Origin of the sequence: Mesorhizobium sp. B264B1B (genome assembly GCF_020165765.1) — a bacterium.
GTDB lineage: Bacteria > Pseudomonadota > Alphaproteobacteria > Rhizobiales > Rhizobiaceae > Mesorhizobium.
Window position 1 is genome coordinate 23238 of sequence record NZ_JAIUIS010000011.1, and the last position, 19323, is coordinate 42560.

The window sequence follows — 19323 nt, forward strand, 5'->3', positions numbered from 1 at the left end:
TGTACTGCCACAACACCACACGGTCGCCTCCCACTGCACGGCACAAGCCACAAGCGCGCTGTTCCTAGGTAAATTCCAGCAAATTTAGATGGAACTTATCGTGAACATACACTAACACTGCTTAAGTCGTCGGAATTTTTTTGAGGGAAATCATGGCTCGGACTTGGAATCGTGATCGTGCTGCGAAACGCATTCAAACTAGGCTGAGTGAAGTCCGCCTCGAGGACATTGAGATCCGTAAATACGTTCGCGACATAAACCTCGACAACCTTCCGCGCACGGTAGCTTATCGCGTGGATGGCGTGCATTTGTATGCCGATATCGTCAATCTCGATGATATGTTGAACGTAACGACCGTGGAGGGTGAAACCTGCCACAAACGGACCTTGCGTTTTCTTAACCTCCATTATCGCGCGGTGCATCGAATTCTGCAGGAAGTCGACGCGCTTTTCGTTGATTTTCACAATCAGCGCTTACATTCAGTGGTCACCAAGCCGTACGACACTGAAGACGGGCGTATCCATCGCGCCGTGGCAATTGGTCAGTTGATCATTGATGTCCTGAAGCGAACAGGTGAGGACGCCGACCACCCTGCGGCGAAGGTTCGAGTGGGTATCGACAGTGGGAAGGCCGTTGCCGTCAGCAATGGCCGTCGCGGCCACCGCGAACCACTTTTTTTGGGTGAACCCGCCAACCATGCAGCCAAGCGGGCTGGGGGAGGGAAAGCTACCGGGATTTATCTGACGAACCTCGCGCGCAAAGTGATTGGATTGAAGGACGTCGACAATCCAGACGTCAATCCGCTTTCGGCGTCGGAAATCGAAACATCGCAAAAATCAGCCAATCTGAGCGTGACAGCAGATCAGATCGTCTCTGAGTGGAAGACTGACTTGACCAACAACCCAATTGGTTCTTTCAGCTTCAGCGGTCACACGCCGCCGTACAGCACTCTCGATATTGAAACGCTGTCGGTCCGGAATTCGCGCCGGCAAGATGCCGCGACAGTTTACGGCGACATCGACAACTTCACCAACTACGTCAGCGCAAACATTGGCGACGACAGTGGTGCAAAGCACGTCGTGCGCGCTCTTCATGTCATTCGCAGCGAGCTCGATGCCGTTCTTCACAAAGACTTTTCAGGCCGGAAGGTTCGTTTCATCGGCGATTGTGTGCATGGCCTTCTAGTCGAGGGCACTGCTCAGACTACCGATAGCGAGACGACGATCAGCAATATGGTGCTCTGCGCCGGTGGGATGCGAAGCAGTTTCGACCTGGCAATCGAGAAACTGCAAGATGACGGCACTGATGCGACAGACCTTGGGCTTGCTGTTGGGTTCGAATTCGGACCGATGACAGTCACGAGACTCGGGGTAAAAGGCGCGCTTGTCCGGTGTTCTGTAAGCCGGGGAGTCATACAGGCGGAACGGGAGCAGCATCGTTGCGGAGAACATGAAACCGCTATCGGGCAGAATGCTTATGACAAAGGCAATGATGCAGTTCGCGGTATTTTTGGTTCGAGGCGGAAGCGCGCCAATTTGGACTACGATGTAGCCGTTACCGAGTTGTCGTCCAAGGGCGACAAGGTCGCCAAAGCAGCGGCGGCCTTTGCAACCGCCGGCTTACTGAAACCAGCGTCGGCTCCCGCAAGTCCCTACAGTTTTCAGAATCGCCCGACCGGACCAGCCAAGAAAGACGGCTTTTCTTGATCTGGTATTTTCAGAACGCGGATCGATCGCGGCACGAGCGGCTCGCCATCGAAGCGCTCGTTGGGGAAGTCCAATGGTTACGCCCGCTCGATTGGCGAATCGATGAACATCTTCGTTTGGTTTGGGACGCCGACATCTTGATCGGAGAACGCATATTTCCGATTTATCTTCGATATCCCAACCATTTTCCTCATTCACCGCCGCTCGTGATGCAACGAGGCGATACGTCTAGATGGTCCAGCCACCAGTGGGGAGCTGGCGGTGAGTTATGTCTTGAAATTGGCGCCGACAACTGGAACTCGGATTTTACAGGCGCAGATATGGTTCGAAGTGCCTATAGTCTGCTTGAAATGGAGGTGGAGCGAATACCAAGCTCCGAAATTCCATCTCGGCATCAGACGACCCTCGGCCAGGACCTTCGTTGGACGGTGAGCCGGCTTGCAGCGACGACATCTTTGCTGGAATTTGCCGCCACTCAAGACGTGCCCCTGGAAGGGAAGGTCGACTGCATAGTACACGACGAAGCCGTCATATATTACGCTTCACTTTTTGCTCGGAATGGTGCCGAAGTCTGGCGTGACGCGTCAATCCCAAAGCCCCTCCGAGCGGAATCCTTCAACATCGACGGGGTTCTAATTCCATGGCCGTCGGCAACGAGCCTTCCAACCATTGCGACAGTTAAAGACTTTCGCGCTGACTTGGCTGCCCAATGGTTCCCGCTGGATGATAATAGAAGGGTTGTCCTGCTTATGCAGGGCAAAGCGCTTCACGCCTTTCGGATGTATGGAGACTCCGTTTCCAAGGTGACCATCGTCGGTCCCGAGCTAGTCGTGGATCGACTGGGCGAGGACCATCGCTCTCTCTTGGAAAGGAAGGTGGCTATCGTAGGCTGCGGATCACTCGGTAGCAAGGTTGCAGCGAGCCTTGCCAGATCTGGCGTTGGGAATTTTCTTCTAGTCGATGATGACGTTCTTATGCCCGGTAACTTCGTGCGGCATGATCTCGATTGGCGGGATATCGTGACACACAAAGCAGACGGCGTTGCACGTCGCGTCCAGTTAGTGAATCCGATGGCCCAAACTGACATTCGTCGACAGCGGCTTGGCGGACAGGAGTCGAGCGGTAGTCTCGAAGGGCTCATCGAAGTCATCTCGCAGTGCGACCTTATTGTTGACGCGACATCTAGCGCAGAGGCGTTCAACTATCTGTGCGCCGCCGCCGAAAGTGGTGCGAAGCCAATGATATGGGCGGAAATTCACGGCGGGGGTATCGGCGGCCTGATCGCTCGTCATCGGCCAGGCATTGAGCCCGGCCCAGCACTGATGCGGCGAGTGATCGAAAATTGGTGCGCCGAGAAGGGACTCGTGGTTGAGCGCCCCGAAAGGTCATATGAGGATCGAAATGTAGGCATTCCTTGGGTCGCAGATGATGCAGATGTGTCTGTTATCGCAGCTCACGCCTCGCGATTCGCGATCGACCTGTTGATCCCTCGCTCGCCATCCATTTTTCCACACTCAGTATATTTCATCGGGCTTGCGGAAGGATGGCTGTACAGTGAGCCGTTCCATACGGAACCTGTTGACGTCGGACTGGCCTCTCAGGTTATTGCGGAGCAGAACATTCTCGACGAAGCCGACGTAGCTGCCGAACGGGCACGTATTATCCAAATACTTGGGAGATCATTTGGTCAAACTCCTCCTGCCGGATGATATAGCGTCGCGGCTCAATATCGCGCTGGCGAAAGCTAGACGCCAGGAGATCGGTGGTCTTATCGTCGGCGAGCACGTGACGGACGAAACGTTTCGGATTGTCGATATTTCAATCCAGACGAGCCATGGCACTCCCACACATTTCGAACGCGATCCTGTATTGCACGCGGAATTCCTGCGAGAATTTTTCGAGCGAACAGGCAGAGATTTTGAGCGGTACAATTATCTGGGTGAATGGCACTCGCATCCGAGCTTCGACCCGATCCCAAGTGCCGACGATGTCAGGACGATGCGATCGATTGTAAGCGACCCGAAAGTAGGCGTGAATTTCGCTGTCCTGTTGATTGTCCGTCGTACCGGCTCCACGAGGCTCGCCCTATCGGCGACCGCATTTTCCCAATTACTTCCTCCTGAGTCGGTGACCGTCGTCGGTGATGTTGGCACCGCAGCAAGGAAGAGGAGCCTCATGGAAGCCAGTCTGGATTGGCTCAGGAATTTGGTGTCTTAACGCCGAGTTGCCGCACGATTTTTCGGATTTGCGTGCAAACCGGTCCAAGGCGTGACGCCAGCGTGCTGGGATCGCCCGTTGCGAAAGACGCTGGCGTCAGACCATGGAGGTCCGACGGAAGGTTTATCCCCGTTTGGCGCGGATATACTAGGATACTGCGACGCCGACCAAGGCGTCCCATGAACATGCCAAGCTCAAAGAGCACGTTGTCTCGGATGGCAGAATTGCGAGCGCCTCGGCTGGTTTCGACGATGTCCTCGAATAGTGCGACCGCTACACCGAAATCGCTTTCGGCCACGGCTAGTTCCAGAGATTCAAGCGGATAGCCGCCCGCCCAGAAGACGCCGTTCGGCCACACGGTTGCAAGTACGTCATGCTGGAGACCGGTCTGGATTTCATTCGCAACGTCGAGCCCCTCCACAGACGACATTATAAACATCCTCGGCTTCTCGTTGGGGGTCGTCATGAGTCGATTGCGATCGAATAGCCGCCGCGACAACTCTTGGGCTACGGATTTCCAGATCAAACCCGGAAACTTGTCAGCCAAAGCCGAGAATTCTGCCCCCGACATCTTTATCGCTACGACCGTATCTTCAGCGAACACTGAGGCGGACCGCCGCTGGGAAGGCTCTATCGCGGCCATCTCGCCGACGTGCGCACCGGCCTTTAGAGTTCGCACCTCTTGACCTTTGACCACTACAGAGACGCCGCCGGCGACAAGAAAGAACACGTCGTTGTCCTCACCGCCTTCGGCAATGAGCGTATCCGCGGCCTTGTATTCTACGAGCTCGCCAGCCGTCGCGATTGCCTCAGCGACCGCTGCGTCACCACTGTCAAACTGCCGCTTCAGACTAGCGATAAGCGCCGAACTGTTGCCGCCTTCAAACCGCTCTTTCATATTCCCTCCCGGCAATGCATTTGTCTGAATCCTATGTATGTATTTGCTGGGCCTACAGGAAATGTTCGCGAGGGTACGAGGCTATGGAGTGGCCGGAGACGGCCAAATTATGAGCCGCGTGGTCCTAGGTTGCCAAAACTAGTGCCGACTGCTGAAGATTCTACGAGAATCTAGACGAAGCGCCGTTCCGGTAGATTGCCGATCTTCACTCGATGGTCCAACGCTCCCGTTGAGACGAGGTAGCCCATAATGCCGTCCTTTGATTTGATGAATGCCAACGTAGACTGCCCACTCGGGAACGTAATTTGTCCGGACGCGATCTCCAGCGCTGCGCTTTCTCCGGCGTAGTAATGGAACGTAATTGGGCGCTCCGTAACCTCAATCTCCAGTGCGTAAGTGCATGTGATATCCTTCACTTGGAAGCGCTGGCCCAGAGCGTCGATGACGTACAGTCCGTCCATCGGAGCAACGATTTGACTGTTGAGGGTCTGGCGGGTCGGATTGCGGGCCTCCGGGGGCAATTTGTCCATGATGAGGGATTGAATACCCTCGCCGGGGTAGGGCAAGCCGTCAGACGTATAGACTGCGGATGGATTCGTGACCTTTCGCCCGTTTTCCACCACGCCAACGCAGGCCCCGATCGCGGTGAAGTTGTAGAATTGGCCGACGATGGTGACGGTGCCAATCCATTCAAAGGATTCCGCCTCGGCCAAGTCCATGCATGTCAGGTTCAGTGCCTTTGCCTTGGTGCGGGCGGTGCGTGTAAAGCCGTTCGCAGCAACAACGATTCCGCGATGGATTCCAGTCTTTTCACACTTCTTAGCGAAGGCCTCAATCTGAGGAACTCCCACCTTTCGCCCTTGGTCCCTGCATTCAATGGCCGTCAGGTTGGGCCCGTGATGAGTACGACGGATAATCACCACGTCATGTTCGCGAAGCCGCCCGGTGTCCTTGTCGGGTAACCGTAAGGAGGAATCCACCGTCACGCCGTCATGGTGCGCGAACATACGCTCCAGGGTGGCAACGAAATTATGGAATCGCTGACCAGGTCGTTCATGAGAGGCGGTTTCTTTCACGGCGCAAATAGTACCACCATGGTGTCAGCGTTGCATCCCGTCTAAGACTTTGGGCTGGAGTTTATCCGCGACGATTGGCGAAGAACGTGTTTCTGGCCCATGGGGTCAGTCGGAGGAACGAGTGTCTGTCGGCGACGGTGCGACGCACCGAAGCTTGGCCGAGAATGAAGTCAACACGGGTTGAGGCTGACCGAGCGCCGTCGCCTTCAGGGTTGCGGGGATCCTTGCTGCGACTTTGGCTTGTTCGGCGAGCGTTGCGGGCGCCTCATGGGCTTCTCAGTAATAACTATGATTGAAGAGGTCGAGACCCCAGAGGAACATGTCTGAGTCAAGCGACGGCCCTGATCCCACGTCAGGGAGCATCGCAACATTTCGATGAATGGAAACGGGGGTTGTTCCTGGTTTGTGCTCAAAAAGCCGCATAAATGGCAGTCTGGTGCGACGTCCGGAATTATTGAGCATTTCACGGGGTAACCAGTCCGGAATTATGGGTTGCTGGCGGGCGGGCGATTGAAAACAGGAGAGTTTTCTGGCTGAGGGTAGGGGTTTCCGATCAAAGATCGAGTTTACTAATGGCCTCAATGACAGTTAATTCTGGATTGGCATTAAGCGATTGGATTTGCGTAGAATATAGCCGCCCTTATTGGTAAACCCGCTCACGGTCGACAACGGATTGGTCGACCCAAGACGACAGGATTGGTAAAACCTGAGCACCGAGGTTCAGCTCTATACTTCCTCCCCAATCGCTTGAGACTTGAGCCAGATGGCGTCAGTATCTCAGCGTTGGCGCTTGCGCACGACGGCGACGGCCTGATTAATTCCGGACAGCGACAGATAATTCTGGACGGCACACCATGCGGAGGCACTTCGCTTTGCGGTCCCAAACCATCACTTCTCAACCAAGCTGTTGCTCTGGCTACAAGGGCTGTGAGGTGCGGACCTGTGATTTGTCAAATGCAGGAATCCCTCGCTATTACTTGTCCCCGATGTGCAAGGAAGGCCTGCTCGTGAAGGTCGGTAAGGGCGGTATCGCGCCGCAGTGGTCGATGCGCCTGCTGTTTCAAGGGCCTCACGCATCTTGTCGACACTGCTGACCCGAGCATCCTGGCCGGCCTCAAAACGATTACCGTAGTCCCTTCACTCCGGCCGCCTTGACTAGGCCGAGAGTGCTTCTAAGCGCGTCATGCGCTTGCGATCTACATCGCTTTGGGGTCATGTCCTTCGACCCGAATGCAAAGCTTGCCGCGCCATATTCGTCCTTGACGCCACAGCTCATGAACGAGCGACGCCAAATGCAGGAGCAGACGCCTCAGAGTTTGGCCAGCGTAGCCAGCATCGCGATAGTCCGCAATGTAGTTGTCGACGTGAGGGAGTGAGGCCGCAGCCTCCACCTCGTGGCCCTTACGCTGCAGTTTCTTGACGGTGCGTGCTCTTATATAACGTGAGCCGCCAATGACCACAATTTTCATGTTGCGTCTCCTTGCCAGCATTGAAACCAAACATGCTCGCCGTCGTGCGTGCCGTTCCCGGTCAGCGTTTCGCCACTATCCTTTGCCGAGATCGTGAGGAAGTCGTGCCCGGAAGCCATTCGTTTCGTCTGGAGGTCTATCGCCTCGCGCTGGAAGGAAGCGCCGGCCTCCTCAAGCGCGATGTGGTCAGCCGAACTGCAGGCGAAGGAACTGTAGTAGAGTTTCACGATCTTTCTCTTGTCTGAATGCAGATGACGTTCCGCAAATGGAGGGGCACGAGCCCGTTCGGCCACTTGGCGCCGGTCGTTCCGGATAGCGCGTTGGAAGGCTCGCACTTGGCAGGAAAGACGGCTACGGTGCAGACAGGTAGGTATGCCTATGCCGAGGTGTGAGCGCGCCGAGACAATTGTTCTTTGATTGCCGCGCGCGCCAAGCCTGGCGTGAGAAATGGTCGCCGGAAGAGCCAAGACCGCCTGTCGCCGCATGGCGTTCTCGGTTATCAGGCCAATCCTTCGCTGAGGAAATAATAAGCGAAAGTATCGGGCGCACACACTGTTGGCACAATGACTGATATCCCGCCTCGGCCCCCATGGTGCCACTTGAGCAAAGAGATGACCACGGCCGCAGACATGCCTGCTCGATTGCCGCCGGCGCGATGAAGCACTTTCCAGCAACAGAGACCTTCATCATGAGCAATCCTGGCGAACCCGAAAGACGGCCCGCCGAGCTGGTGTTACCTGTTGAAGACCTTGCTACGGTCGAGGTCGATTTCTCTTCGCTGGTGCCCGGCACATCTGTGGTCGCGCAATGGCGCGGCAACCGGCGTGAGCATCGTCAGCGCTTGGCGCAGCACCTATCACGGCTCGCGAATTCACACTGCATCCTAGTGCGGCCATGCCAAAGCCGCGTCCTATGAAGCCTACTGGCCCTGGAGCTCGAACCAGCGAATTGATGTCCGGTGGCGTTCCCGGCTTCCCCCAGTAGGTTAGTGGGCGCCGCCGGCTGCTATATGACCCGGCTTCTTTAGCAACAGGACGGCCGACAACGCGATTATTAAGCTAACGCCAAGCAGGAAGAAGGTGTCGTTGAAGGCCATGACGAAGGCCTGCTGGCGTACCCTCAGCGCGATCGCAGCAATCGCTTTTTGTGCAGCGAGCGCCTGGTCGTTGATACCATGCGAATGGAAATAGGCGGTGAGCCGCACAATGCGGACGCGCGTTGCCTCTTGAAACAGGGATACCGATTGTACCAGCACGTTCGAATGGTACTGCTCGCGCTTGGTGAGGAAGGTTTGCAGCAGCGCGATGCCGACGGCGCCGCCGAGGTTGCGGGTCATATTGAACAGGGCCGAGGCAGAGCCGGCATTTTCCGTCTCGATGCCTGACGTGGCTATTGCCGAAAGCGGCGCCAATATAAGGGCTTGGCCGATGGCGCGCACGATGTTCGGCCAGAACAGCTGGTCGCCGGCATATGCTCCGCTCATGTGGACGTTCATGAAGTTGGATGCGGCAAACAGGGCGAAGCCGATCGCGATGACGAGACGGATGTCGAAGCGCTGCATAAGGCCAGGTACAAGCGGGATCAGGACAAGCTGCGGCAGGCCGGTCCAGGCGAGCACCATGCCGATCTGCTCGGCATTGTAGCCCTGAATGCGGGCGAGATAGACGGGTACGATGAAGACCGATCCGTAGAGCGCGACACCAAGCAGGAAGTTGGCGAGGACGCCGAAGCCGAAGTTGCGGCGTACCAGCAGTCTGAGGTTCAGCAGCGGATGGCTCGAAGTCAGCTCGATCCAGACGAACAGGGTCAGCGACACCGCGGCGACGATTGCCAGCCGCGCGATAAAGGGCGAGCCGAACCAGTCGTCTTTGTTGCCTTCCTCAAGTATGGTCTGCAGGGCCGCCAGTCCGATGGCCATGGTGACAATGCCCGGCCAGTCGCCTTTGGCGAGCAGGCCAAGCCGCATCGGTTGGCCGTCGAGCGAAAACCACAGCATGCCGACCATCAGCGCGCCCGGCACCAGGTTGACGTAGAAGATGTATTGCCAGCCCCAGTTCTCGGTGAGATAGCCGCCGATGGTCGGGCCTATCGCTGGCGCGAAGGTGGCCGACAGCGCGAACAGGGCCAGGCCGATCGGCTGCTTGGCTTTCGGCAACATCGTGATGACAATGGTGAAGGCGAGCGGGATGAGCACGCCGCCGGTAAAACCCTGGATCGCTCGTAGGACAATCATCTGACCTAGATTGGCGGCGAAGGCGCAGGCGACCGAAAAGACGAGGAACAGCACCGCGTTGGTGATCAGATAGATCCGCAGCGAGAAGACCTGAGACAGCCAGCCGGTCAGCGGGATCACCACAATCTCCGCTATGAGGTAGGACGTCGAGATCCAGCCACCGTCATCGATGCCAGCCCCAATCGCCCCCTGGATGTCGGCAAGCGAGGCATTGACGATCTGAATATTGAGCACGGCCATGAATGCTCCGAGAGCAGAGCCGACCACCGCCACCCAGACCCGCAGCGAATTGGCGGCACCAGCAGATCCGGCCGCGTTCTGGACGTCGCCGGCCGACGTCGGAAGCGAGGAGACGGCGGTTTTCATTGCTGCAACTCCTCAAGCGCCAGTAAGAACGGCGCCAGTGTCAATCATCGCGAAACTGAGGAACGACCGTCGGCCAGCACGGCCGCTTTGGTGTTAATGGTCGGCTCGACGGACATGCCGGACCTGAGCAGCCCGTCGAGCTTGTGATTGTCGATGGAGATCCTCACCGGGATACGCTGCACGATCTTGGTGAAGTTGCCGGTCGCGTTGTCGGGCGGCAGCAATGCGAATTCCAGGCCGCTCGCCGGCGACAGGCTGTCGACCTGACCAGTCAATTCGACGCCAGGGAAGCCGTCGACGGCGACGCGCACCGGCTGCCCGGGACGCACATGAGCGAGCTGCGTCTCCTTGAAGTTGGCGACGACATAGACGGCATGCAGCGGCACCACAGCCATCAACTGCGTGCCTGATGCCACATACTGTCCAACCCTGAGCGTGCGCGCGCCGACCGTGCCGTCGACCGGTGCCGTGATTGTGGCATAGGAAAGGTTCAGTCGGGCCTGATCGGAAGCTGCCTCGGCGCGATCCGTTTGGGCAACGGCACTGTCGCGCTCGGTGGCGAGTACGTCGATCTTAGCCTTTGCGGCGGCTAGGGAAGCCTGGTCGCGCTGCAACCCGGCGATGAGTTGATCGGCCTGGGCGCGGCTTGCTTCGGCTTTCTGCGCAGTACCGGTGCCGCTCCTTGCCAACGTCGCATAGCGGTCGGCGTCGGTGCTGGCGAACGCCAGCGAAGCTTGCGTTGCGGCGACTGTCGCCTTTGCCTGCAGGATCAGCGACTGCTGGAGCGCGATCTGTGCGTCGAGATTACGGACGGCCGCCTCGGCGGCCTCGACCTCGGCATCAGCCTGGGCGAGCGCGGCACGGAAGTCGCGGTCATCGATGCGGGCGAGAACCTGCCCGGTCTCGACAGTCTGGTTGTCATGCACCGGCACATCGGCAATGTAGCCCGATATCTTCGGCGCCACCGTCGTGTAGTCGGCTTTCAAATAGGCGTCGTCGGTAGACTCCAGATACCGGCCTGCGGTCCAGTAGCCATAGCCCCAATCACCTCCCGCGGCTGCGCAAATCAGAAACGTCGCCGCGAATGCGATCCGCTTGAGGCGGCGGCTCCTAGATACCGCCGCAGTGACGTCGCCGGGAGTAGCTTCCGTACCAACCGGCAAGGCACTCGGCTCTTCCGCCGAGGGCCGAGCTGGCTGCTCGACGAAGGCAGCCGGCCGCGGCTGAGGCACGGCCGCGCCGGGTGCGTTGGAGAAGTTGGTGGTCGCGGGCATCTCGGACATCTCATTCGTCCTGACGTTCATCGTGCTTTGCGCAAGAGCGGAATGCCCCTGTGCTCAAAAATCGGAAGCCGGACAGGTAAGAAGCTCGCCTGCCTCTTCGTTGGCTGCAGAGAGAAACCGGAAAAACCCCTGCTTTCGTCGTCCGTACCTCGTCCGGTTGACACGGCTCGAAGTACATATTGCGATATCCGAGCCGAAAATCATCTGCACCAGCGTATAGGGAGGTGGCTGCGATAGCAGCGATGAAGATGGTCGTTCTGATCGTTCTCTTGCTCCTGTTTGTGAAGGGGGATTGCCTGCCGATCGGAGCGGCAGCCAGACTGGGCTCTTGTCGGGGGGAGGCGGCGCGAGCCTACGACCTGACTAGGGTGAGCAGGTCAGGATTTGATAGTGTCGGCCTGCGTCGTGCACATGCCGTGCGGAAATTTCTCATAGACCTTGAGTGTTGCTCGCTTCAGTGTTCGCGAGAGTAGCGCCGAGTCATGGATCGGAACGATCTAGTCGTCGTCGCCATGCATCACGAACGGAGACAAGTCGATTGACTTGGAGGTGTTCGGTGAAGTGGGTCTCCGAAAAGGCCTTGATGAATTGAATCTGGGCATTGGCGGCGCCCATCATGTGTGAACGACGCTCGCAATGGCTTCGCGTCGGATCGGTTGAACACTTAGAACGGGCCGCTCGCAAAATCGAGATAGAACTGCGCCCGACTTGCAGCGCTTGGCTCAGCCCGTCAAAAACTTCGATAGGCAAACCACTTGGATTGGCAGGCGTCTCAAGATCGGTGGCACTGCCGGAGGCCGGCATCGCGATCACCCTGAAGCCGGCATTGCGATACACGCTGTGGACGGCCGATCTTGGCAGCTTGGAGGCGAGCGGGCATTTGGCCTTTGCCCCGAACGAGTGTTGCGGCAAACATTACGAAAATACCGGCATGGCGAAGATGAATTTCACGGGGAGTTCCGGGGACTGCTCAGCGTAGTTGAGGCGAGGCCCGAGGCTTTCTGTATGTCGGTGAAGGCATGCGTTTTTAACGGCTAGGTTTTCGATTTCTCCGCGTGAAAGGCTATAGCTTCAATCGGGACGTGTAGGTGCCTCACCCGGAGGTTTGGTCACTCACATCTCATGGATTTCCATGAGGTGCGGCTGCGGCGTGGTCCGGTTAAGATCGGAAAAACGAATTCACGAGCCCAGATGGTCAATGATGAGAGTTAAAGAAGGCGCTGACAGTCTCCGCCTTTCATTGTCCGGCAGGAGAAGACAATGACGACAGCGTTCAACTCGCTTGGCGAACCCGACGCGGAAGCGTTGCGGGCGGCTCGGATCATTGAAAGCGTGGTCGGCAATGGGTGGGCGACAGACGCGGCCGGCAGATTCAGCTATGTTACTCCCAGCACGCTATCGCTTCTCGGCACGACGCTGGAGGAGTTCAACACTTCGTCAGAAGGTGGCCCCGCGGGTTGGAAGCGGCTAATCCATCCAGACGACTATGACCGAGCCGTGGCCGAGTGGCGTCGCTGCCTGCAGACAGGTGAGCACTACAATGTGGAGCACCGCATTTTGCGCGCGAGCGGTGCTTACGGTTGGAGCCGAATCTCCGGACAGCCGCTGTGCGATAGCGAAGGTAACGCCGTTGCATGGTATGGCACATTGATTGAAGGCGATTCGCCGTCCGCAGCCACAGAGCGATCCGCTGACGTGATCATTGCGGCCGAGAAGGAAGCAGCCTCCGACGCTCACCATTCCCTGAGACTGGTCCATCCGGACGACCGGACAGCGGCGGCGCACGCAGTCGCCCGCGCGTTCTGGACAGGTGTCCCCCAGGTAACGAGGCACAGGCAACTGCAGGCCGACGGAAGTTATCGCTGGAACGAGACCCGATCGGAGCCCGGCTACAGTGTCAGTGTGGACATTGATGATCTGGTGACAGATGGGGAGCCGCTTTCCGGGGCGAACCTGGATCACTTGGTTGAGAACAATGCCGGGCCAATTCGATCGGCGAAAATCGTTGAAAGCATATTCGGGAACGGATGGGCGTTCGATGCGGCGGGTAGATGGATCTACCTGCATCCGTTCGCGCTGAGCTCCCTCGGGGTGACGCTGGAGGATCTGAACGCTCCATTGAACGAGGGGTACACCGCCTGGAAGCGTTTGCTTCATCCAGACGACTATGAGCAGATCGCGGTTACCTGGCGCCATTGTCTGAGGACCGGCGATCATTTCAATGTCGAGTTTCGCTTTCGGCGCGCAAACGGCACCTATGTATGGGCCCGAACCGCCGCGCGGCCCGCGCGCGACAGCCAGGGTCGTATCACGGGATGGTATGGAATCGCGCTCGACAACGATGTCTACAAGAAAACCGTGGCGGAGCTGCGCGGTCGGGAGCGGGAACTTTCTCAGCTCGTCGACATGGTCCCAGTCCAGATCAGACGGCTGACGCCTGAAGGCGAGCCGACCTTCTTCAACAGACGTTTGCTTGACTTCTTCGGTCTCGACGGTGTGGCGGATCTGGACAAGCCGGGGATGAGCCGGCAGGCGGCGGCCATACAGTCCCTCGTCTATCCCGAAGATGCGGCACGCCTCCTGGAGACCGTCCGCCACTCTCTGGCTACCGGCGAACCATACTCCATGAAGTATCGAATGCGCCGTGCGGACGGAGCGTACCGCTGGGTGGATGGACGCGGCGAGCCGCTGCGTGATCACAGCGGCGCGATTGTTCAGTGGTATGTGATCTCTATCGACGTCGACGACGAGATGCGCGCACAGGAAGCGTTGCGCGACCGGGAGCGGGAACTCTCGCAACTGGTCGACATGGTGCCGAGCTTCCTCTGGCGCCTGTCTGCGTCGGGCGAGCCGGTCTTCTTCAGCAAGCGAATGGTTGAGTATCTCGGCCTTGACGTAGGAGGATACGAGAATGTCGGAGGAAATGGCCTGAAGGCGGCCATTGCGGCTGTCGTACATCCCGATGACGCCGCCACGCTGGAAACAGCGATCAACCACTCGGTCACCACCGGGGAAAGCTTCTCCCTGAACTATCGCCTGCGTCGTGCTGACGGCGTCTTCCGATGGATGTCGGGCCGAGCGGAACCGATGCGGGACGAGTGTGGGACTGTCGTCCAATGGTACGGTCTTTCGCACGACATCGACGACCAGGTGAGGGCAGAAGAAGCGCTGCGGAAAGCCAACCGGCAACTGGAGCAAATGATTGACGCTGTGCCCGTGAATCTCCTGAGCTTTGCCCCTTCAGGCAGGATCACCTACACCAGCAAGCGATACCTGGAGAAGGTCGGTTCGCCACCGACGCACATCAATAATTTCGATGCCCTGGCCCGGGACCTGGCCCATCCTGAAGACTTTCCGACAATGTTTCGGAGGGCTTCGAATGGCTTTGCGTCCGGCCAGCCTTTCGTGAACCGCTTTCGTCGACGCGAGAAGGATGGCGTGTACCGCTGGATAGAAGCACGAGCGCAACCGTTAAGGGATACCGATGGCGCGATCGTTCAATGGTATATGGCTTCAATCGACATCGAAGATGAGATGCGGGCGCAGGAGGCATTGCGCGAAAGAGAGCGCGAGCTTCAGCAGCTTGTCGATGCCTTGCCGGTCCACATCTGGAGCTGGACGCCCGATGGCAAGCTTGCGTACGTCAATAGGCGGTCTTTGGAGGAACTCGGCATCTCCGGGGCAAACTTCGAAGACTTCACGAGGGTGGCTCGAGATCTGATTCATCCCGAAGACGCTCTCGAGGTGCTCAATAGGTCAGCCAGCTGCCTCAAAACTGGCGACTCCTTCATCATGCGGTATCGCCGGCGTTGGAAAGACGGCAGCTATCGCTGGATAGAAGGGCGTTGCGAGCCTCTGCGCGATCGGGACGGAGCCATCGTTCACTGGTACCAGGTCTCCATCGACATCGACGAGGAGATGCGCGCACAGGTGGCGCTGCGCGAGAGAGAACGTTCGCTGTGGCAGCTGGTTGAAACGCTGCCGGTGATGATCGATTGCGCCGCACCGAATGGTGAGCCGATATATCGAAGCCGTCAGCTCCGCGAGTTCCTCGGATATGAGTTGGAGGTATTGGACGGTAAGGGAAAATCCCGCCTTTCCGGGACACTCGACGAAGGCGTTCATCCTGACGACCTGGCGGGCGTCAAAGCGAACTATGCTCATTCGTTGGCCACTGGCGAACCGTATGCGCGGAGGCACCGTCTGCGTCGCTTCGATGGCGAATATTGCTGGGTCGATACGCGCGCGGCACCGATGCGCAATGCAGAAGGGGCGATTGTTCAGTGGAACGTCGTCTGTCTGGACATCGACGGTGAAGTTCGCACGCAAGAAGAGCTGCGCCTGGCGCAAGAGAGACTTGCACGCGCGAGCCAGGCGGCGAGTCTCGCCGAGCTTTCAGCCTCTATAGCGCATGAGGTGAACCAGCCTCTGGCGGCTGTTGTCGCCAATTCATATGCCTGCCAGCGTTGGCTCACGGCCGATCCGCCAAATATCGAGCGGGCGCAGAAGACTGTGGAGCGTATTATCCGTGATGCCAACTCAGCTGCGGATGTCGTCAGCCGTATCCGCGCCTTATTCAAGCAATCGGCAGACGCGATGGCTTACACAGCACTCGACAGCGTCATCGCGGAGGCGCGCGACCTCATCGCCGAGGAGGCGGTGCGGCGCCGTGTTCGTCTGGATATCGATGTCGAAAGCGACCTTCCTATTGTCGCGCTCGATCGGGTGCAGATCCAGCAGGTTCTGGTGAACCTCATCCGCAATGGGATCGAGGCGATGGACTCTGTTACCGGTGACAAGGTTCTTGGACTTCGCGTGGGCCGTATAGGGGACGCGATCCAGATCGAGATCAGCGATTGTGGCCCGGGCATTGAGTTTCCTGACCGAATATTCGAGCCGTTCTTTACGACGAAAGAGCATGGCATGGGCATGGGACTCGCGATCTGCCGTTCGATCGTCGAGTCCCATGGCGGACGGTTGTGGGTGGAGAAGAACGACCCGCACGGAACGGCGTTCGTCTTCACGATGCCAGTTGAAATGAAAGCGGCAGCATGACGCCCCACGATCAAATGGTCTTCATCGTCGATGACGACGTGCGTATTCGGGAAGCGCTTGGTGAGCTTCTGGAGTCCCATGGCATGCGCGCCGTAGCGTTCGGATCGGCCGGCGACTATGTCCTTGCCGACAAGCCGGACGTCCCCGCCTGCCTGATCCTCGATGTGGAATTGCCTGACATCAACGGTCTAGATCTGCAGAAGCAGATCGCCGAGGGCGATCATCCGCCGATCGTCTTCATAACGGGGCATGGCGACATCCCGTCCTCTGTGCGTGCGATCAAGCACGGCGCTGTGGACTTCCTGACAAAGCCTTTCAGCGATACGGACCTCATGGTCGCGATCCGGGCAGCGATCGCCCAGGACCGGGAAAGGCGATCAGAGCGCGCCGAACTCACCGTGTTGAGGCAACGCTATCAAGAGCTCACGCAGCGAGAACGCGAGGTGCTGCCGCTCGTTGTGAGTGGCCTGCTCAACAAACAGGCCGCGGCTGAGTTGGGGATCAGCGAGGTCACGCTGCAAATCCATAGACGGAACGTGATGCAGAAAATGGTTGCGGCATCACTCGCTGATCTCGTGCGCATGGCGGAGCGGTTGGAGATACCGATCAGCCACTCTCGACGAACGGGAGGGAACGGAGTGTGAGCAAGGTGCGACCTGTCGTGGCGATTGTCGATGACGACCCAAGATTGCTCGAGTCGCTCGAGAACCTTTTGGAGTCTGCGGGCTATGCTGCCCGCATCTTCTCGTCGGCGGGATCACTGCTCGTCAGCGGGCTGTCTGACGTGGACTTGCTCATTACCGATATCGGGATGCCTGGTACGGACGGCTTTGAACTTCGTGACTTGGTCAAGAAGACGCGTGCGGACCTGCCGGTGTTCCTGATCACCGGTCGTCACGAGATAGCCGATCAGCACCGCGCCAAAGGCATCAGCGGGTTTTTCCGAAAGCCTTTCGATGGCCAGGCCCTGCTTGCGGCTGTGAGCGACGCTTTACGCAACCAAGAACCGAGGGATGAACATGAGAGTTGACCAACCGCTCTTGCAGAGATCGACGCCGGTGTCACGGCAGCGGAACGCCGAGCCGCAGCAGCCGCTCGTCATCATTGTCGATGACGATGCGTCTGTTCGGGAGGCACTGTCGGAGTTGATACTGTCGATGGGCTTTGAACCGGTCTGCTTCGCTTCGACCCGAGAATTGCTCGACGCTGACGTCTTGGACAGCCCCGGTTGCTTGATCCTCGACGTCCGCATGCCAGGGGCAAGCGGCCTGGATCTACAGCACCATCTTGCGTCAAACGGCAATCCCAAGCCCATCATCTTCCTGACTGGGCATGGCGACATACCGATGACTGTCCAGGCGATGAAGGCGGGCGCGGTGGATTTTCTCACCAAACCGGTGCGCGACCAAACACTCCTTGACGCCGTGATCGCGGGCATTGCGGTGGATGCCAAGCGGCGGGCAGATGCGGTGGTCGTCAAGCGCAACATCGAGCGTGTCGAGACGCTGACCCCGCGCGAGCGCGAGGTGCTGCATGAAGTGGCGCGTGGGCGCCTCAACAAACAGATCGCTTTCGACCTCGGCATCAGTGAAGTGACCGTCAAGCTTCACCGCGGCAATGTCATGCGCAAGATGGAAGCAGCTTCCATCGGAGAGCTGATCCGGGCCTGGGAAACGCTGCCCCCGCCGATGCGCGAGGCCGGCGCGGCCAGGACTTTCGAAAGGGTGAACCTCGCCTCCGTCCGATAGGATCGCCCAGCGGCTGGCGCTTCTCCGTTAAGAGTAGCCTGCCCAGGACGATCCGGACTCAGACAAATTTTCATGAAGTTTAGAGCGATGATCGCCGCGTGTAACCTGGTGTTGAGGCTACACTACCAAGCTCTTGCCGCGCATCGCCAGCTAACGGCGGCGCATTGGGAAAGCTTTGGAGCGGAGTATCTCCATCACGGCGACTATCGCTAATGTTGTGCTTCAGCCAGCCGCGAAGCTTAGTATGCTGGTGGCAGGAATTCGATCAGGGCCCTTGTGACGGCGGCCGGCTGCTCCTCCGGAACCCAATGGCCTGAGCCTTCGACTACTACGGCCCGTACGTTTTCGGCGACGTGGCGGAGATGGCCTTCGTACATCGATGCCAGGCCACCCGAACCGCTTATACCGAGTACCGGCATCGTCAGCTTGTGTTTTGCAAAGGCTTTGTTCTGTTCTTCGTCACGCGGGAAAGCCCGGTAGTACTCGAAGCCTGCGCGCAATGCGCCAGGCTGGGCATAAGAACGGCCGTAGACTTCGTCGGCTTCGGTGTCGAACGCGCGAGTATTTACCCCCTCTGCATTGTGAAACCACTTTAAATACTCAAGCTCGCGACCGGCAATGAGCATTTCCGGCACGTCGCGTACGGAGTGGAAGCGAAAATGCCAAGTGCGAGGGCCTTGGATCAATTCGTTCCACGGTTCGATGCCTGGCAGCGGGACGTCAACGATTGCCAGTGTGGTGACTTCCCCCGGGTGCTGCGCCGCATAGGAATAAGCGACCATGCCACCCATATCGTGACCGACGAGATTGAGGACCGGACCAAGGTTCAGCTGATTGACAAGTGCTCGAATATCCTCGGCAATCGCCGCCTTTTCGTAGCCGGCCGCAGGCTTGGCGGTGTCCCCCAAACCGCGCAAATCGGGCGCAAGTACCGTGTAACCGCGCGCCACCAGTTGCGGCATTACAAAGCGCCACATGTATGAGGTCGTGCCCCAACCATGCAACAACACCACGGTTTTCGGGCCGCCTGCTGCCAGCAAATAGTGATAGGCCACACCGTTAACGTCGGCCTTGCCGTCGACGATACGTGCCGACAGGTCGGTCGATTGCCCGAGCGGCACGCCGGAGTGCGGTGCGCTGGCAGAAGTCGATGGCCCGGCAGCAAGAACCGCAATGAGGAAACCAGAAAGAAAGCTAAGGCGCATAAAGCACTCCGGGGTTGTGAGGTACAAAGTGCTCCAAGAGCGGCAAATGCCGTGCAATTTCTATAAG

15 protein-coding genes and 1 pseudogene are annotated in these 19323 nt (G+C 58.3%); 9 read left to right on the plus strand and 7 right to left on the minus strand.

The window, feature by feature from the left end:
• The first annotated feature begins 152 nt into the window (after positions 1–152).
• From LB547_RS21630 to LB547_RS21640, 3 genes are read left to right on the plus strand one after another with little or no spacing between them, the layout of a single operon-like run.
• Positions 153–1706: an adenylate/guanylate cyclase domain-containing protein gene (locus LB547_RS21630; RefSeq protein WP_224656322.1), complete on the plus strand. Its 1554-nt coding sequence runs from the start codon at positions 153–155 to the stop codon at positions 1704–1706.
• Complete coding sequence (locus tag LB547_RS21635; RefSeq protein WP_140523110.1) at positions 1703–3415, plus strand: ThiF family adenylyltransferase; 1713 nt, start codon at positions 1703–1705, stop codon at positions 3413–3415. The genes LB547_RS21630 and LB547_RS21635 overlap by 4 nt, the downstream gene beginning before the upstream one ends.
• Entirely contained in the window at positions 3390–3923 is a 534-nt protein-coding gene (locus LB547_RS21640; RefSeq protein ID WP_181165402.1) for a Mov34/MPN/PAD-1 family protein, read from the plus strand. Before LB547_RS21635 ends, LB547_RS21640 begins: the two co-directional genes overlap by 26 nt.
• Here LB547_RS21640 and LB547_RS21645 read toward each other — a convergent pair.
• Complete coding sequence (locus tag LB547_RS21645; protein ID WP_140523116.1) at positions 3904–4821, minus strand: TIR domain-containing protein; 918 nt, start codon at positions 4819–4821, stop codon at positions 3904–3906. The two genes, LB547_RS21640 and LB547_RS21645, sit on opposite strands and share 20 nt — an antisense overlap.
• Positions 4822–4991: 170 nt before the next feature.
• Positions 4992–5897: a restriction endonuclease gene (locus LB547_RS21650; RefSeq protein ID WP_140523118.1), complete on the minus strand. Its 906-nt coding sequence runs from the start codon at positions 5895–5897 to the stop codon at positions 4992–4994.
• An 854-nt stretch (positions 5898–6751) separates the two neighbouring features.
• Here LB547_RS21650 and LB547_RS32655 point away from each other — a divergent pair.
• A complete protein-coding gene (locus LB547_RS32655; protein WP_347439601.1) occupies positions 6752–6991 on the plus strand; it encodes a type IV toxin-antitoxin system AbiEi family antitoxin domain-containing protein in 240 nt (79 codons plus the stop codon).
• A 102-nt stretch (positions 6992–7093) separates the two neighbouring features.
• Here the strand turns inward: LB547_RS32655 and LB547_RS21655 are convergent, their stop codons facing one another.
• Positions 7094–7366 carry an SDR family oxidoreductase gene (locus LB547_RS21655; protein ID WP_140523121.1) on the minus strand — a complete coding sequence of 91 codons (273 nt, stop codon included), beginning with the start codon at positions 7364–7366 and terminating at the stop codon, positions 7094–7096.
• A gap of 32 nt (positions 7367–7398) precedes the next feature.
• On the opposite strand from LB547_RS21655, the gene LB547_RS21660 reads away from it, so the two are divergent.
• Positions 7399–7611, plus strand: coding sequence for a hypothetical protein (locus LB547_RS21660; protein WP_140624922.1), 213 nt, complete (start codon positions 7399–7401; stop codon positions 7609–7611).
• Between the two features lie 740 nt (positions 7612–8351).
• Here the strand turns inward: LB547_RS21660 and LB547_RS21665 are convergent.
• The 3 genes and pseudogenes from LB547_RS21665 to LB547_RS21675 all read right to left on the minus strand — a co-directional run.
• The gene (locus LB547_RS21665) at positions 8352–9965 is read right to left on the minus strand and encodes an MDR family MFS transporter (RefSeq protein WP_140523129.1); all 1614 of its coding nucleotides are present in this window, start codon (positions 9963–9965) and stop codon (positions 8352–8354) included.
• A gap of 44 nt (positions 9966–10009) precedes the next feature.
• Positions 10010–11248: an HlyD family secretion protein gene (locus tag LB547_RS21670; protein ID WP_140523132.1), complete on the minus strand. Its 1239-nt coding sequence runs from the start codon at positions 11246–11248 to the stop codon at positions 10010–10012.
• A 352-nt stretch (positions 11249–11600) separates the two neighbouring features.
• Positions 11601–12025 (minus strand): annotated as a pseudogene (locus tag LB547_RS21675) (alpha/beta fold hydrolase); the annotation flags it as partial.
• A 483-nt stretch (positions 12026–12508) separates the two neighbouring features.
• Here LB547_RS21675 and LB547_RS21680 point away from each other — a divergent pair.
• The 4 genes from LB547_RS21680 to LB547_RS21695 are packed head-to-tail and all read left to right on the plus strand — an operon-like array spanning position 12509 to position 18051.
• Positions 12509–16303, plus strand: a complete 3795-nt coding sequence (locus LB547_RS21680) for a PAS domain-containing protein (protein ID WP_140523137.1) — start codon at positions 12509–12511, stop codon at positions 16301–16303.
• Positions 16300–16947 carry a response regulator transcription factor gene (locus LB547_RS21685; protein WP_023767341.1) on the plus strand — a complete coding sequence of 216 codons (648 nt, stop codon included), beginning with the start codon at positions 16300–16302 and terminating at the stop codon, positions 16945–16947. The genes LB547_RS21680 and LB547_RS21685 overlap by 4 nt, the downstream gene beginning before the upstream one ends.
• Entirely contained in the window at positions 16944–17333 is a 390-nt protein-coding gene (locus LB547_RS21690) for a response regulator (RefSeq protein ID WP_013896619.1), read from the plus strand. The genes LB547_RS21685 and LB547_RS21690 overlap by 4 nt, the downstream gene beginning before the upstream one ends.
• Positions 17323–18051 carry a response regulator transcription factor gene (locus LB547_RS21695; protein WP_140523140.1) on the plus strand — a complete coding sequence of 243 codons (729 nt, stop codon included), beginning with the start codon at positions 17323–17325 and terminating at the stop codon, positions 18049–18051. Before LB547_RS21690 ends, LB547_RS21695 begins: the two co-directional genes overlap by 11 nt.
• A 239-nt stretch (positions 18052–18290) precedes the next feature.
• Here the strand turns inward: LB547_RS21695 and LB547_RS21700 are convergent, their stop codons facing one another.
• Entirely contained in the window at positions 18291–19256 is a 966-nt protein-coding gene (locus LB547_RS21700) for an alpha/beta fold hydrolase (protein WP_140523142.1), read from the minus strand.
• Positions 19257–19323: the final 67 nt, after the last annotated feature.